This window comes from Sphingobium sp. PNB (genome assembly GCF_019873065.1).
Taxonomy (GTDB): Bacteria; Pseudomonadota; Alphaproteobacteria; order Sphingomonadales; family Sphingomonadaceae; genus Sphingobium; species Sphingobium fuliginis.
The window spans coordinates 81,587-97,062 of record NZ_JAINEZ010000007.1 but is presented as its reverse complement, the minus strand read 5'-3'; the positions used below and the strand labels follow the sequence as shown (position 1 = coordinate 97,062).

The 15,476-nt window shown below is 65.9% G+C and carries 11 protein-coding genes; 7 read left to right on the top strand and 4 right to left on the bottom strand.

The annotated features are described in order from the left end of the window. Positions 1-82: 82 nt before the first annotated feature. The 3 genes from K7W03_RS04550 to K7W03_RS04540 form a co-directional block, all read right to left on the bottom strand. Positions 83-1,261: a mandelate racemase/muconate lactonizing enzyme family protein gene (locus K7W03_RS04550; RefSeq protein ID WP_222885714.1), complete on the bottom strand. Its 1,179-nt coding sequence runs from the start codon at positions 1,259-1,261 to the stop codon at positions 83-85. Then, positions 1,258-2,913, bottom strand: a complete 1,656-nt coding sequence (locus K7W03_RS28200) for a GMC family oxidoreductase (protein ID WP_222885713.1) — start codon at positions 2,911-2,913, stop codon at positions 1,258-1,260. Before K7W03_RS28200 ends, K7W03_RS04550 begins: the two co-directional genes overlap by 4 nt. Positions 2,914-3,030: 117 nt before the next feature. Continuing rightward, complete coding sequence (locus K7W03_RS04540; RefSeq protein ID WP_222885712.1) at positions 3,031-3,918, bottom strand: SMP-30/gluconolactonase/LRE family protein; 888 nt, start codon at positions 3,916-3,918, stop codon at positions 3,031-3,033. Positions 3,919-4,149: 231 nt separating this feature from the next. Here K7W03_RS04540 and K7W03_RS04535 point away from each other — a divergent pair, with 231 nt between their 5' ends. The 3 genes from K7W03_RS04535 to K7W03_RS04525 are packed head-to-tail and all read left to right on the top strand — an operon-like array spanning position 4,150 to position 8,092. Beyond that, the gene (locus K7W03_RS04535; RefSeq protein ID WP_025551945.1) at positions 4,150-5,640 is read left to right on the top strand and encodes an aldehyde dehydrogenase; all 1,491 of its coding nucleotides are present in this window, start codon (positions 4,150-4,152) and stop codon (positions 5,638-5,640) included. 21 nt (positions 5,641-5,661) lie between these two features. Further along, the gene (locus K7W03_RS04530; protein WP_044660641.1) at positions 5,662-6,408 is read left to right on the top strand and encodes a cyclase family protein; all 747 of its coding nucleotides are present in this window, start codon (positions 5,662-5,664) and stop codon (positions 6,406-6,408) included. Further along, positions 6,401-8,092 (top strand): thiamine pyrophosphate-binding protein, encoded by a 1,692-nt coding sequence (locus tag K7W03_RS04525; RefSeq protein WP_222885711.1) that lies wholly within the window; start codon positions 6,401-6,403, stop codon positions 8,090-8,092. The genes K7W03_RS04530 and K7W03_RS04525 overlap by 8 nt, the downstream gene beginning before the upstream one ends. Before the next feature lie 319 nt (positions 8,093-8,411). Here K7W03_RS04525 and K7W03_RS04520 read toward each other — a convergent pair whose 3' ends face one another. Further along, the gene (locus K7W03_RS04520; RefSeq protein WP_222885710.1) at positions 8,412-9,350 is read right to left on the bottom strand and encodes a LysR substrate-binding domain-containing protein; all 939 of its coding nucleotides are present in this window, start codon (positions 9,348-9,350) and stop codon (positions 8,412-8,414) included. A 207-nt stretch (positions 9,351-9,557) separates the two neighbouring features. On the opposite strand from K7W03_RS04520, the gene tcuA reads away from it, so the two are divergent. From tcuA to K7W03_RS04500, 4 genes are read left to right on the top strand one after another with little or no spacing between them, the layout of a single operon-like run. After that, entirely contained in the window at positions 9,558-11,087 is a 1,530-nt protein-coding gene (gene tcuA / locus K7W03_RS04515) for an FAD-dependent tricarballylate dehydrogenase TcuA (RefSeq protein ID WP_222885709.1), read from the top strand. A gap of 24 nt (positions 11,088-11,111) precedes the next feature. Beyond that, positions 11,112-12,518: an MmgE/PrpD family protein gene (locus K7W03_RS04510; RefSeq protein ID WP_222885708.1), complete on the top strand. Its 1,407-nt coding sequence runs from the start codon at positions 11,112-11,114 to the stop codon at positions 12,516-12,518. A 1-nt stretch (position 12,519) separates the two neighbouring features. Further along, positions 12,520-13,941 carry an MmgE/PrpD family protein gene (locus tag K7W03_RS04505; RefSeq protein ID WP_222885707.1) on the top strand — a complete coding sequence of 474 codons (1,422 nt, stop codon included), beginning with the start codon at positions 12,520-12,522 and terminating at the stop codon, positions 13,939-13,941. Beyond that, positions 13,938-15,410 (top strand): aldehyde dehydrogenase family protein, encoded by a 1,473-nt coding sequence (locus K7W03_RS04500; protein ID WP_222885706.1) that lies wholly within the window; start codon positions 13,938-13,940, stop codon positions 15,408-15,410. Before K7W03_RS04505 ends, K7W03_RS04500 begins: the two co-directional genes overlap by 4 nt. Positions 15,411-15,476 lie beyond the last annotated feature (66 nt).

The following is a 15,476-nucleotide window of genomic DNA, read 5'->3' as shown; positions in this document are numbered from 1 at the left end:
CAGCCCACCCCCTAACCCCCTCCCGCCTGCGGGAGGGGGAATGTCCGCAATCCAACCCAAATCGGCAGAGGTCGGCGCCGATCTACCCTGTCACTTCCAGCTTCTGGAGCGTCATGCGTTGCAGCGCCGCTTCATCGACGGCAAGGCCCAGGCCCGGCCCCGTCGGAACCGTCACGGCGCCATTCTCTATCGCCATGGCGCCTTCCGCGATCAGGGGATCGTCGCCCAGCACGCCCACGCCGAAGACGAACTCCGCCGCGCCGAAGGTGCGGGCCGCCGGGACCGAGGCGCAGAAATGCGCAGCCGCCGCCGCTTCGAGTTGGGAGGCGACCGCCAGGCCTCCGCAATTGATACCGATGCCATGCGCCTCGCCCAGCGCCGCGATCTTGCGGGCGGGGGTCAGGCCGCCGACCTTGTAGAGCTTGATGCAATATACATCCGCCGCCGCCGCATCCGCGATGCGGGCCGCGTCCTGGAGCGTGAACAGGCTTTCGTCGGCCATGATGGGAACGCCGCCCGCCTTGGCCCGGATCGCGGCCATGGCGCGCAGATCGGCCCGCTCCACCGGCTGTTCGCAATAGCCCACATCCATGTCGCGCAGGGCGTTGAGAGCCGACACCGTGTCCGCCGCCGTCCAGCCGGTATTGGGATCGACGCCGATCATGATGTCCGGCCCGACCGCCGCCCGCACCTGTTCGAAATTGGCGACGTCCGTCCGCCAGCCGCCCTTGCCCGCCGCCTTCAGGCACAGCACCCGGATGCCGAATTCCTCGACGGCGCGGCGGGCGTCCGCGACCATCCGGGCGGGATCGTCATAGAGGCTGACCGACCATTCCAGCGGGATCGCGGCATTGGCCCGCCCGCCGATCAGCGCGTGGACGGGCAGGCCCACCGCCTTGCCGAATGCATCGTGCAGCGCGATGTCGACCAGCGCCCGCGCCGCCGGATTGCCCGCCAGCCGCGATGTCAGCAGGCCGTCGATCGATTCCAGGTCGCACACCCGCTTGCCGATCAGCAGCGGTCCGTAGATGTCCCTGATCGCGCCGATCACGCTATGCACCGTATCGGCGACGAAATGGCCGGGGCTGATCGGACGGATCTGGGCGATGCCGGTCACGCCCTCCGCATGGATCTTGAGCAGGACGGGCTTGCCCAGCAACTGGTCCGAAGGCCCGGTGTCGTAGCTGCCGCTGGAGAAAGTGCGCTTCAGCCGGACCGGCAGTTCGGTGACGTGCAGTTCTATCCTCTCGATGCGCATCATGCGGCCGCCCGGCTGTCGTTGCGCCATTGCGCCAGCACGATGTCGGCGCCCCGTTCCCCGAGCGCGATGGTCGGCGCATTGGTGTTGGACGAGGGAATGGTCGGGAAGATGGAGGAATCGATCACCCGCAAATTGCCGACGCCGCGCACCCGCAGTTGCGGATCGACCACCGCCTCCGCATCGGTCCCCGCCTTGCAGCTTCCGACGATATGCCAGGTGGTCTGCGTCGTTTCCCGGATATAGTCGATGATCTCCTCATCGGTGACGGTGGCGTCGCCGGGCCGCGTCTCCCGCACGATCATCGCCCGCATCGCGGGATGGGAGGCGACGTTCCGCACCGCCTTGATCCCCGCCAGCAGCACGCCGACATCATGCGGATCGTCGCAATATCTGGGGTCGATCTTCGGATAGGCGACGGGATCGGGCGACTGGATATGCGTCCAGCCGCGCGAGCGGGGCCTGAGGCCCATGACGCCCACGGTGAAGCCCGAATGCGCGTCCAGCCCGTCCTGCGGCCTGCGCGCATAGCGATCCTTGCCGGAAAAGGGCTGAAGCTGGAGCTTCAGGTCGGCGCGCGGTTCATCGGGGGAGCTGCGCATCACGATATGCGCCACCGCCGAGCAGATCGACAGCAGCCCCTTGCCGAACAGCGCGAATTTCAGGCCTTCCTTCACCTTCACCGTCGGGCGCTGCAGGGCGTCGTTGATGGTGATCGGCCTGGTGCATTCGAATGTCAGGCGGGTATTGGGATGGTCCAGCAAATTCTCGCCCACGGCGGGCATGTCCCTGATGACGTCTATTCCATATTCGCGCAGCAGCGACGCATTGCCGATGCCGGACAGTTCGAGCAGCTTGGGAGACTGGACCGGGCCTGCCGACAGGATCACTTCCTTGCGGGCGTCGATGCGCGTCAGTTCATTGCCACGCCGGACCTCCACACCCGTAGCCACGCCGTTTTCGATGATCACCCGCGTCACCAGAGCGTCGACCATCACGTCCAGATTGGGACGGCCCCGCGCCGGCTTCAGATAGCCGACCGCCGAAGAGGAGCGGAAACCGCGCCTGGTCGAATATTGCAGATAGGACGCGCCCTCATAATGGCCGTCATTATAATCCTCGACATAGTCGAACCCGGCCTGGCAGCCCGCTTCCACGAAAGCATCGGCCAGCGCGTCGAAATGCTTGAGGCTGGTGACGCCGATCGGCCCGTCATGGCCACGCACCGCCGGATCGCCCTGGCGGTAGCTTTCCATCCGCTTGAAATAGGGCAGCATGTCGGACCAGCCCCAGCCCGGCAGGCCCAGCGCCGCCCAACTGTCGAATTCCGCCGGATCGCCGCGGACATAGACATTGCCGTTGATCGAGCTGGAGCCGCCCAGCACCCGCCCCCGCGTCCATAATTGGGTGCGGTTCTTGAGCGCGGCCTGCGGTTCGGTGATGAAGGGCCAGGTGTGATTGGGGTCCTTCAGCAGGTTCACGACCATCAGCGGTATGTGGATGCTGATGCTGCTGTCGCGCCCGCCCGCCTCGATCAGCAGCACCCGTTCCCGGCCATCCTCCGACAGACGATTGGCAACCGCGCATCCGGCCGACCCGGCACCCACGACGATGAAATCATAAGGCCCTTCGTTCCGGCCAGCCCTTGCGTTCACGCTGCATCCCTCATCGATATTCTGGTTGGCCGGACATTATGGCCGGGTAGCATGCAATACAATATAATCGCAGAGGAGCAGCATATCGTTATCGCATGCCGAAACTGTCGGCGCCGGTCAGGACTGGGGCTTCACCGTCACCGGCGTGCGCCAGATCTCGCCCTTTTCCGCCTCCGTCACGTAGAGATAGCCGTCATGGATGGTGAGGTTCGTCGTCCAGCGGCCGGCTTCCTTCGGCAACTTCATATAGCCGAGCGTGAAGCCGTCCATATCGGCCACGCCCACCGCCCCCGCCAGGAATTCCGCCCAATAGAGCCGCCCGTCCGCGTCCATGGTCATGCCGTCCGGCCCGATCCCGCCATCGGTATGCGCCAGAATATAGGGGCCGCGCTTGCTCTGCGCATTGGCGACCGACGGCATGGTCATGATCGCCTTCGTGCCGTAGAGGCCGATATTGACGAACTTGCCGTCGGGCGTAAGCGCGACGCCATTGGGATAGGGCAGCCTGTCCGCCAATATCCGGGCCGAACGGGTGCCGGGCGCGAAATAGGCGACGCGCCCCACCCGGTCGAGATAATTGGAATTGTCCGCCAGCGTCACATAGATGCCGCCCTGTTCATCGAAGACGAGGTCGTTGGCGACAAAGGATTTGCCTTCCACCCTGTCCGCGAAGACTGTGAGCGACCGGGACCGCGGATCATAGGTCAGGATGCCGCGCGCATTGTCCGTGATGAACAAGCGCCCGTCCTTATGGAAGCGCGCGCCGTTGGGATTGCCCCCCGTGCTGAGCTGGGTGACGCATTGGCCGCCGACGACCTTGACGATTGCGCCGTTGAACAGGCTGACGGCCCAGATGTCGCCATTGCCGTCGAAATTGATCCCTTCCAGGAACTGGCCGCAGGTGACGAGCTTTTCGAACCGGCATTCGCCGCATATGTCCTTCAGGGTCGAAGCCTGCGCGGCCATGGCGCCGGTCATCGCGACGGCGCAGCCCAAGAGCCTCATCAATTTCCGGATTGCCATTCCACCTCTCCCATGCTCCGCTGTCCTGCGCGCATTTCCGATGCGAAATCATCCGGATCGAGGGGATCGAAGGCCAATATCCAAACGGCATTCAGGAGAAGCGCTGCTTATGGTGGAACCGGCGGGCACCATAAGCTTCCGTTATTCTCGCTCACCGGAAACATATTGGAGGGCATAGCGTCGGCGGGCTAGGACTGTGCCAAAGGCGGGAGGATGACATTGGCTGAGCGGCAGGATTACGACCTTTTCATCGGCGGGCAGTGGGTGCCGCCGGAAACGAACGAGCGCTTTCCCACCGTCAATCCGTTCGACCAGAATGTCTGGGCGACAATCTCGCAAGCCGGCCCGTCCGACGTCGCCGCCGCCGTCGCCGCCGCCCGGGATGCCTTCGAACGGCGCTGGCGCGGGGTGCCGGGGGTGGAGCGCGCCCGGCTGATGCACCGCCTGGCCGACCTGATCGAGCGCGACGCCGACCGGCTGGCCAGGCTGGAGTCCACCGACAATGGCAAGGTGATACGCGAAACCCGATCGCAGATGCGCTTCTGCGCGCGGGTCTTCCGCTTCTTCGCGGGCTATGCCGACAAGATATTCGGCAAGGTCATTCCCGTCGACCGGTCCGACATCTTCGACTATGCGACGATGGAGCCGCTGGGGGTGATCGGCGTCATCACGGCATGGAATTCCCCCATCGCGCTGCTGGCGAACAAGGTGCCGGCGGCTCTGGCGGCGGGCAATGCGGTGGTGGTGAAGCCGTCCGAGCATGCGTCCGTCACCACGCTGGAATTCGCGCGGCTGGTGGAGGAGGCGGGATTCCCCAAGGGCGTGTTCAACGTCGTCACGGGGGATGCGCGTACCGGAAGGGCGCTGGTGGAAGGCGGCGGGCTGGACAAGATCAGCTTTACCGGCAGCAGCCATGGCGGGCGGGAAATCGCCGCCGCCGCCGGGCGCAACCTGACGCCCGTGATCCTCGAACTGGGCGGGAAATCGCCCAACATCATCTTCGAGGATGCGGACCTGGGCAAGGCGACCGTGGGCGCGCTGGCGGGCATTTTCGCGGCGACGGGGCAGACCTGCATCGCCGGGTCGCGCCTGCTGGTCCAGCGGTCGGTCCATGACGGCGTGGTGGAGGAACTGGCGCGCCGGGCGGCGAATATCCGGCTGGGCGATCCGCTCGATCCCGCGACGGAGATGGGCACGGCGGCCAACCGGCCGCAGTTCGACCGCATCCTGTCGTTCATCGAGTCCGCGAAGGCGGACGGCGCGCGGCTGATCACCGGGGGCGAAGCGGCGCGCGACGGCATTCTGCGCGACGGGCTGTTCGTCAAGCCCACCATCTTCGCGGACGTCGACAACCGCATGCGCGTGGCGCAGGAGGAGATTTTCGGGCCCGTGCTCTCCATCATCCCCTTCGATACGGAGGAGGAGGCGATCGCCATCGCCAACGACCAGAGCTTTGGCCTGGCGTCGGGCATCTGGACGCAGAGCCTGAACCGCATGCACCGCGTTTCCGCCGCGCTGCGCACCGGCATGGTGTGGGTCAACACCTATCGCGCCGTGGCCGTGCAGACGCCCTTTGGCGGGGTGAAGGACAGCGGCTTCGGCCGCGAGCGCGGCGAAGAGGGGTTGAAGGAATTCCTGACCACGAAGAATGTGATGATCAACCTGTCCGAAAGCGAGCGGGACCCGTTCCAGGTGCAGACCTGAACGGCAGAAGAGGATGAGCCGATGTGCGATCAATGCCCCAAGGCGCCGGATGGCTGGATCGGCTGGCTGGACCTGCCGGCAAGCAGGCCGGTCCAGCCCGCCGGTCCCTGGGTCGACCTGACCCATGATGTCGGCCCGGACATGCCCTGCGCGTCGATCTTTCCGAGGCCCAGCTTCGGCAAGCTGCGTTCGCTGCCCCAGGACCCGTTCAACGTCACCGACATCCACATGGTCGCGCATGCCGGGACGCATGTCGACGCGCCGCTGCATTATTTCGAGGACGCGCCCGACATGGCGTCGATCCCGCCGGAGCGGCTGAGCGGCGAAGGCGTCGTCTGGCGCATCGAAAAGGGGCCGGACCAGATCATCTCCGTCGCGGAGCTTGAGCAATGCCGCCCGCTCCTGCAGGCGGGCGACATATTGGCGGTGGACACCGGCTGGGCCGCCCGCTTCGGCACGCCGGACTATGAACGGCATCCGAGCTTCAGCCCCGAAGCCGCCACATGGCTGCTGGAAAGGCGCATCAAGATGCTGGCCTGCGACTTCGCGACGCCCGACCTTGTCTATCATCTTCGGCAACCCGGTTTCGACTGGCCGGTCCACCGCACGCTGCTCGCCAACGGCATATTGATCTGCGAGCATTTGACCGGGCACGCCGCCTTCGCCGGGGATCGGGTCGAGTTCCTGTTCGGCGCCCTGCCCATCGCCGGAGGCGACGGTTCGCCAGCGCGGGTGCTGGCCCGCAGGATCGCCCGAGCCGGTGTATAGCGGGGACCGGTATCTGGCCGACGCGCTTGCGGCCTGCGGCGCGACTCATTTCTTCCACGTCCCGCTGCTGCTGCCCGGGGCGGTCAAGGCGATGCAGGCTGCTGGCGTCCTGCCCGTCGTCGCCCATGGCGAGAAGGCCGCCGCCTATATGGCGGACGGCTATGCGCGGGCTTCGGGCCGGATCGGCCTGTGCGGGGCGCAGCAGATCGGCGCGGCCAATCTGGCCGCCGGATTGCTGGACGCGCTGATGGCGCGATCCCCGGTGCTGGCGCTGACCGGCGGCAGCACCGCCGCCACCCGCGACCGCAATCAATATCAGGAGGTCGACCAGCAGCCCATTTTCGCCGGGCTGACCAAGATGACGTCGCGCATCGACCTGGTCTCGCGCCTGCCCGACATGCTGGGCCAGGCCATGCGGGTGGCGACCGGCGGTGCGCCCGGCCCGGTCCATCTGGAACTGGCGGGCTTTACCGGCGGGGTGCTGAACGATCCGATGGACCCCGCGCCCCTGCCCGATCCGGCCTTCGCTTCATGCCCGGCGGTCCGCCATGCCGCGCCCGCCGCCGACATCCGCCGCGCCGCCGACCTGCTGCGCCATGCCATGCGTCCCGTCGTCATCGCCGGATCGGGCATCCGCGCGAGCGGCGCGCAGGAAGCGCTGGCGGCCTTCGTGCGGCGGCACAGGCTGCCCCTCGCCACCTCGCTCGACGCCAAGGCGGTGTTGCGGGAAAGCGATCCGCTCTCGCTCGGCGTCTGCGGCATCTATTCGCGGGAAGCCGCCAACCGGGCGGTGAGCGAGGCCGATCTGGTCCTTTTCGTGGGGACCATGGCGGGCAGCATGACGACCACCGGCTGGAAGGTGCCCCAACCCGGCGTCGCCGCGATGCAGATCGACGTGGACGCCCGCGAACTGGGCCGCAACTATCCGTTGCAGGCCGCGCTTTGCGGCGATCCGAAAACCATATTGGAACAATTTTCCGCTGCGCTGACGGACATGCCGGTACGGCGGGACTGGCTGCGGCATGTGGAAGAATTGCGCGCGGACTGGACGCAGGCGGCGGCGCCGGCCGAAATGTTGGACGCCCTGCCGATCCGTCCCGAACGCCTGTGCCGCATCCTGTCGGAAGAACTGCCGGAAGGCGCGCTTCTGGTGGTCGACACCGGCCATGCCGCCGCCTGGGCAGCGCGCCACATCTATCTCGACCGGCGCGGGCAGGGCCTGCTGCGCGCCGCCGGATCGCTCGGCTGGTCCTATCCCGCCTCGCTCGGCGCCAAATGCGCGCAGCCCGATCGGCCCGTCCTGTGCTTCACCGGCGATGGCGGGTTCCTGTACCATATGAGTGAAATGGAGACGGCGCGGCGTTACGGCATCAACACTGTCACGATCGTCTCGAACAATAATGGCCTCAGCCAGGAAAAGCCGGTCTGGGCCGACAATACCGACCATGATCATCACTGGCGCTTCTCCCCGGTCGACTATGCCGCCGCGGCGCGCGCGTTCGGCTGCAAATCCTGTCGGATCGAGCGGCCGGGCGAGTTGGGCCCCGCGCTGCGATCCGCCATCAAGGAGGATGCGCCGGTCATCGTGGAGGTCATGACCGACATATTGGCGCTGCATCCGCCCGCCTGGACGCCCTCCGATCCGGCCCGGTTCTATCAGGGGGATTGGCTGCGTTCGGAATAGGCTGGATGACTGATTTGAGTAGGAATCGGACACCCACTTACCCCTCTCCCTCAAGGGAGAGGGCTGCGCAGACTTGGCAGCTTGCTGCCTAGTCGTAGCCGGGTGAGGGGGTTGCGATCCGTGGGATCGCACGGGCCGCAGGCCCGCTCCCCCTCATCCAGATCAGCCTGGGCTTCCTCGTCGCCAAGGCTTCCCATCCTCCTCCCTCAAGGGAGAAGGAAGGTCCTGAATTGGCCAAATTCTCATCGCCCGAACCCGCTTCCTATCAGCCGCTTGTCCGTTCGAATGCCTTCGCAGAGACATGGTGCGCCGATTGGCTCTAACCCGTCACCGTCTGGAATTCATGCACCGCGCGCCTTACCCGCAAGGGCGTCAGATTCGGCGCGACCGAATGCACGAAGTCCAGCAGGAACGACCGCAAATAGGTATTCCGCCGCAGCACGATCTTGATCGTGCTCGACGGCAACAGATGCGATGCATCCCGCGCCCGAATACCGACATCGCGCTCCGGATCATAAGTCATGGACGCCAATATCCCAATTCCCAGGCCCATCCCAACATAGGTCTTGCAGACATCGGCGTCGATGCCGCTCATCACGATCTTCGGCTCCAGTCCGGCGTCGGAAAAGGCCTTCATCACCTTCCACCGACCACTATAGCGCGTGTCGTAGGTGATGATCGGATAGCGCGCGATCTCCTCCAGCGTCAGCTCCGGCACGGCCAGGATCGGGTGGCCGACGGGCGCGACGATGCAGCGGTGCAGGTCGAAACAGTCGAGCTTCACCAGATTGGGGAAATCCCGCGTCGTTTCCGTGCCGATCGACAGGTCTGCGTCGCCCGCCTCCACCAGCGCGCAGATTTCCTCCGGGTCGCCCTGCTTCAGCACCAGCTTCACGTCGGGATAGCGGGCGACGAATTTCTCCACCACCTTGGGCAGCACATAGCGGGCCTGGGTATGCGTCGTCGCGATGGTGAAGACGCCGCGATTGCCCGAATGCATGTCCTCCTTCAGCGACTTGAGCGCGGCGACGTCCGTCGCGATGCGCTGCGCGATGGAAAAGACGACGCGGCCCGGTTCGGTCAGGTCGATGATCCGGTTGCGGGTGCGCATGAAGATCTCGAAACCCAGTTCCTGCTCCAGCAACTGGATTTGCCGGCTCACCCCGGGCTGCGAGGTGTTGAGGGCATCGGCCGCCGCCGAGAGATGATTGTTATGCCGCACGATTTCAACGACATAGCGGAGCTGTTGCAGCTTCATCCGGCCATCCTCACCATAAATTTTTGATATGGCAGAATGCTATAATATTCCGTGCGCGCATAAAGCAATCCCCTAAAAGTGGCTGGCATGACAGCGGCGGGGCAGCCTTGTGACCGGTCTCACCGGCGTACCCGCCCGCTTGCCTTGGAGGGGAGGGCGGCAGCGCTTTCCTGAGTCAGGGATTGGCCTGGATCAAGAGGGACGGGAATGCCGGAACAGCAACAATCCGATTTCGACATCGTGGTCGTGGGCGGCGGCAATGCCGCGCTCTGCGCCGCGATCAGCGCCGCCAATGAGGGGAGCCGCGTCCTCCTGCTGGAACGTTCCCCGGTGGAGGAGCGGGGCGGGAACTCCGCCTATACCGACGGGCTGATGCGCACCGTCTATGACGGCGCCGACGACATCCGCGCCTATTGCCCGGACCTCACGGACGAGGAAGTCGCGGTCAGCGACTTCGGCACCTATACCGAGGAACAGTTTTTCGACGACATGGGCGAGATCACCCAATATCGCACCGATCCCGACCTGTGCGAAATCCTGGTGAAGCGCAGCCGGGAGACCATCCTGTGGATGCGCGATCAGGGCGTCCGCTTCTTCCCCAATTTCGGGCGGCAGGCCTATCGCGTGAACGGCCGCTTCAAATTCTGGGGCGGCGCCACCATCGCCGTGGCCAGCGGCGGCCCCGGCCTGGTCGATGCGCTGTACAATGCGGCGGAAAAGCGCGGCGTGGAAATCCGCTACAATGCCTGGGTCCGCGATCTGCTGCGCGACGAAAGCGGGATTTCCGGCGTCACGCTGCTTAACGGGCAGGGCGAGATCGAAACCATCCATGCGCGGGCCGTCGTGCTGGCCTGCGGCGGGTTCGAGGCGAATGCCGAATGGCGCGCCCGCTATCTGGGGCCGGGCTGGGATCTGGCGAAGGTTCGCGGTTCGCGCTTCAACACCGGCGACGGCCTGTCCATGGCTCTCGCCGCCGGCGCGCAATCCTATGGGCACTGGTCGGGTTGTCATGCCGTGTCCTGGGAACGCAACGCGCAGGATTTCGGCGATCTCGCACTGACGCCACAATATCAGCGTCATTCCTATCCGCTCTGCATCATGGTCAATCGCGACGGAAAACGATTTGTCGACGAAGGCGCCGACTTCCGTAACTACACCTATGCGAAATATGGGCAGGCGGTATTGCAGCAACCCGGACAGGTGGCATGGCAAGTCTATGACTCCAAGGTCAATCATTTGCTGCGCGACGAATATCGCACGCGCCAGGTCACCAAGGTCGTCGCCCAATCCATCGAGGAGCTGGCCGACAGGATCGGAGAAATAAACAAGGATCAATTCTTGGAAACAGTCGCGGAATTCAACGCATCGGTGAAGACCGACATGCCGTTCGACCCCAATATCAAGGACGGACGCAGCGCCTCCAGCAACGGCGTCGTCCGCAGCAACTGGGCCAACAGCATCGATACCGGGCCGTTCGAAGCCTATGCGGTGACTTGCGGCGTCACCTTCACCTTCGGCGGCATCAGGGTTTCGACGGAAGGGGAGGTGATCGACACCAACGGCCACGCCATCCCCGGCCTGTTCGCGGCGGGGGAGATGGTCGGCGGCATATTCTACTTCAACTATCCCGGCGCGAGCGGCCTGACCAGCGGAGCCGTCTTCGGCCGCCTCGCGGGCGGCAGCGCCGCCGCCTACGCCAAGACAGCCTCGCGGAAGCCCGCGCTGTCCGTCGCCTGATCCCTTATCGAAGAAAGTTCCTCCATGAACGCACCCAGCAAATTCGTCGTCCCCGGCGCAACCCGCGACATCGCGGATTTCGCCGCGACCCTGCAATATCGGGACATTCCCGACGACCTGATCCTGAACGCCAAGCAGTGCATCCGCGACAGCCTGGGCTGCGCCGTATTCGGCGCGCCGACCCCCTGGGTGCAGGCGGTGGTCCGCACCGTCGGCCTTCTGGGCCAGAAGCCCAGCGCCAGCGCCTGGGGCATGAAGGTCAAGGCCGATCCGCTCGGCGCCGCCTTCATCAACGGCACGGCTGCGCAGGGCTATGAGCTGGACGACTGCCACGACCAGTCCATGTCGCATTATGGCGCGGGCGTCGTCCCCGCCGTGATCGCCTGTTCGGAGGGGGCGTTCGGCGCCTTCACCGGCAAGGACATGATCCGCGCCACCGTCGCGGGCTATGAACTGGGCACGCGCATCGGCAACACGGTCAGCCCGTCGGCCTTCCATCGCGGGTTCCATCCCTGCGGCCTTACCAGCACCTTCGGTTCGGCGGCCGCCATCGCCAAGCTGCTGGACCTCGACACCGACCGATATGTGAGCGCGCTGGGCCTGGCGGGCAGCCAGGCGGCGGGGCTGATGGCGTCGCAATTCGGCGCGATGGCCAAGCGCTTCCATTCCGGCAAGGCGTCGCAGAACGGCATCATCGCCGCCCTCTGCGCCCGCGAAGGGCTGACCGGTGTGCGCGACGTGCTGGAGGCGCCCTATGGCGGCTTCTGCTCCACTTACTCCGCCGAATATGATCTGAGCTTCGCCACCGACGGCTTGGGCACCGATTGGGAGATGCGCCGCAACGGCTTCAAGCGCTATTCCTCGCTCGCCAGCAGCCAGACCACAGTGGACGCCCTGCGCGCCATCCGGGAAAAGGCAGGCATCCGGAGCGAGGATGTGGAGAAGGTCCGCGTCGGCACGACCGAGATGGTCTTCGTCCATTGCGGCTGGCCCTATGTCCCCAATGGCGAGACGATCAGCGCGCAGATGAACCTGCCCTATACCGGCGCGGTGACGCTGCTGGAGGGCAATGCCTTCATCGACCAATATACGGACGAAAAGCTGACCGATCCGAAGATCATCGACCTTGCCAACCGGATCGAAGTCTATGTCGATCCCGAACTGGACGCGCGCGAGAAGCACCAGATGCGCGCCGTCCGCGTCACCGTGACGATGAAGGACGGGACCGAGCATTTCCACGAGCAGACCTATCGCAGCGGCCATTGGCGCAATCCGATGTCGGACGAGGTGCTGAAGGAGAAATTCCGCGATCTCGCCAGCCGTCAACTGACCGGGGAAGCCGTGGCCGAGATCGAACGCATCATCGACAATCTGGAAAATGAGGAAGCGCCCGCCATCGCCCTTGGCGCCGCGCTGCAACAGGTCCGCTGACATGACATTATCGCAGACATTCGGTGAATTCGCCGCGCATTTCCCTTCGGCCGGGATGCCGCCCGAAGTGCGGGAGGCGGCGCGCTGGCACATGATCGATTCGATCGGCGTGTCCATCGCCGGGGCCAATCCCAAGGAGGAAAGCGGCGCGGCCTTCGGGCGTCTCGTGGCGCAATGGGCCAAGGGAAAGGGCGATGTGAAGGCCGCCTCCCTCTTCGGCTTCGACGGGCAGGCCCGCGCCGAACTGGCGGCGCTGGTCAACGGATCGCTGGCGCAGGCGCTGGAGATGGACGACAAGCATGGCTCCTCCCTGGCCCGTCCCGGATCGACCGTCGTGCCCGCCGTGCTGGCGGCGGCGGAGGCGGAGGGCCTGTCCCTCGCGGCGGCCGTCGACGCGGCCGTGGTCGGCTATGAGGTGATGATCCGGCTGGGCTTCGTGGCCGGCGACCGCTTCCTGGAGCGCGGCTATCATACCAGTTCGCTGATCGGCTCCTTCGGCGTGGCGGCGGCCATCGGGCGGCTGCGCGGCGCGACGCCGGCGCAGATCGCGGACGCCATGGGCATTGCGGGCACCTTCGCCTCAGGCATTCAGGAATCGACCCGCACCGGCTCGACGTCCAAGATATTGCATGGCGGCTGGGGCGCGCATGCGGGCATGCTCGCCATCGACCTCGCCATGGCGGGGATCACCGGTCCCGACACGGTGTTCGAGGGCAAGTTCGGCTTCTTCGAAACGCACCTCACCCCGATCAGCGGCCAGCTCGACTTCGCCCGCGCTGCCGAGGGGCTGGGCACGCGCTGGTACCTGCCGGAAACCGCCTACAAGCCCTATCCCTGCTGCCAGTTGCTGCACGCCTTCATCGAGGCGTCGAAGCAGGTGCTGGCCGACTTCGCCCGCGATGGGGTGACGGTGGCGGAGATCGAGAGCGTGCATTGCCAGCTCGCGGAGCCGGGCCTGACGCTCGTCACCGAACCCCGCGACCGCAAGAAAGCGCCGAAGACCCCCCATGAAGGCCGGTTCAGCCTGTTCTTCGGGGTCGCGGCGGCTTTGGTCGATGGCGATGTCGGGCTGGAGACCTTCCTGGCCGAGCGGCTGGACGATGATCGCATCCTCACCCTCGCGCAGAAGATCGAGGCGTCGGTCGATCCCGAGTCCGACTATCCGGCCCATTGCCCGGCGCGGCTGACCGTGCAGGCGGCGGGGCGCCGCTATTTCAAGCATGTGCCCTATCATCCCGGATCGCCGGAAGCGGCCCTGTCCCGCGCCGACGTGCTGGCGAAGTTCGAGCGCAACACGCGCTGGCATTTCGGGGATGGCGCCGTGTCGGTGGCCGAAGCCATGGGCGAAACGCCCGAGGCGGAGTCCCTGTCGGACATGCTGCGTCCTATCCGGGCGGTCGAAACGCTGCGTCAGGCGTCATGAGCGTGGAGCGGTTCGACCGGCTGTTCATCGGCGGCGAATGGGTCGCGCCCCGCGCCGCGGGCCGGATCGCGAGCATCGATCCTTCCACCGAGAATGTCTGGGCGGAGGTCGCGTCCGCCGATGCGGCCGATGTCGAGGATGCGGTCGCCGCCGCCCGCGCCGCCATGGCCGGTCCATGGGGCCGCACCGCGCCGACCGAACGCGGCGCGCTGATCGCCCGGTTCGCGGACCTGGTCCGCCGCGACGCCGCCCGGCTGGCCGAGATTGAGAGCCGCGACAATGGCAAGCCGCTGCGCGACACGCTGGGCGAGGTGCAGCGGGCGGCGGACTGGCTGACCTTCTTCGCCGGGGCAGCGGACAAGGTGAATGGGGAGCAGATACCCTATCGGCCCGACGCGCTGGCTTATACCAGGCTGGAGCCGGTCGGCGTGGTGGCGGCGATCCTGCCGTGGAATTCCCCCATTTCGCTCGCCTCATGGAAGCTGGGGCCGGGCCTTGCCGCCGGCAACGCCATGATCCTGAAGCCTGCGGAGCAGACTCCGGCCAGCCTGCTCGCTCTGGCGGCGCTGGCGGAAGAAGCGGGCTTCCCCGCCGGCGTCGTCAATGTGCTGCCGGGCGACGGCGCCGTGGGCGCGGCGCTTTCCGCCCATCCCGGCGTCGCGAAGGTCAGCTTCACCGGATCGCATGAAACCGCGATCCGCATCATGCAGGGCGCGAGCGCGAACCTGAAGCGCTGCTCCTTCGAATGCGGCGGCAAGTCTCCGTTCATCGTCTTTGCCGATGCGGATTTCGACAGGGCGCTGTCCGTCGCGACGCACAGCGCCTTCCGCTCGACCGGGCAGTCCTGCTCCACCGCATCGCGCATCTTCGTGGAGCGGCCGATCTATGAACGTTTCGCGGCCGGCCTGGCCGAGCGGGCGAAGCGGATACGTCCCGGCCCGCCCTTCGATCCCCGCACCCATATCGGGCCACAGACCTCCGCCGAACAGCGGGACAAGACTGAAGCCTATATCGGTCTGGGACATGAAAGCGGCGCGCGCCTGCTGGCGGGAGGAGGACGGCCGGAGGGCCTTTCAAGAGGCTATTTCGTCCAGCCCACCGTCTTTGCCGATGTCGACAACCGGTCGCGTCTGGCGCAGGAGGAGATATTCGGGCCGGTGACGGCGGTCATGCCGTTCGATGGCGAGGAAGAAGCCGTCTCCCTGGCCAACGACACGCGCTATGGGCTGGTCGGCGGCTTGTGGACCAGGGATGTGTCCCGCGCCCATCGCGTCGCCGCCCGCATCGAAAGCGGCCTCGTATCGGTCAACACTTTCCGCCCCGTGCACTTCATGCTGCCCTATGGCGGGTATAAGATGAGCGGGATCGGGCGCGAAAACGGGTTCGACGCAATCCGGGAGTTCACCGAGACCAAGACGGTCGTCATCGATCTGTCCCACGCGATTCCACCTGATCCATTTGCGGATTGAGGACCACCGAGACCCGAGGGCAAGTCGATGGACAGTTGTCGGTCCCGGGAAATCGACATGACATAA

Bases quoted from the DNA above. Each gene is read 5' to 3' on its own strand.
- K7W03_RS04505 (WP_222885707.1), top strand. From the start codon at position 12,520: ATGACATTATCGCAGACATTCGGTGAATTCGCCGCGCATTTCCCTTCG.
- K7W03_RS04530 (WP_044660641.1), top strand. From the start codon at position 5,662: ATGTGCGATCAATGCCCCAAGGCGCCGGATGGCTGGATCGGCTGGCTG.
- K7W03_RS04540 (WP_222885712.1), bottom strand. From the start codon at position 3,918: ATGAGGCTCTTGGGCTGCGCCGTCGCGATGACCGGCGCCATGGCCGCG.
- tcuA (WP_222885709.1), top strand. From the start codon at position 9,558: ATGCCGGAACAGCAACAATCCGATTTCGACATCGTGGTCGTGGGCGGC.
- K7W03_RS04535 (WP_025551945.1), top strand. From the start codon at position 4,150: ATGACATTGGCTGAGCGGCAGGATTACGACCTTTTCATCGGCGGGCAG.
- K7W03_RS04550 (WP_222885714.1), bottom strand. From the start codon at position 1,261: ATGATGCGCATCGAGAGGATAGAACTGCACGTCACCGAACTGCCGGTC.
- K7W03_RS04510 (WP_222885708.1), top strand. From the start codon at position 11,112: ATGAACGCACCCAGCAAATTCGTCGTCCCCGGCGCAACCCGCGACATC.
- K7W03_RS04520 (WP_222885710.1), bottom strand. From the start codon at position 9,350: ATGAAGCTGCAACAGCTCCGCTATGTCGTTGAAATCGTGCGGCATAAC.
- K7W03_RS04500 (WP_222885706.1), top strand. From the start codon at position 13,938: ATGAGCGTGGAGCGGTTCGACCGGCTGTTCATCGGCGGCGAATGGGTC.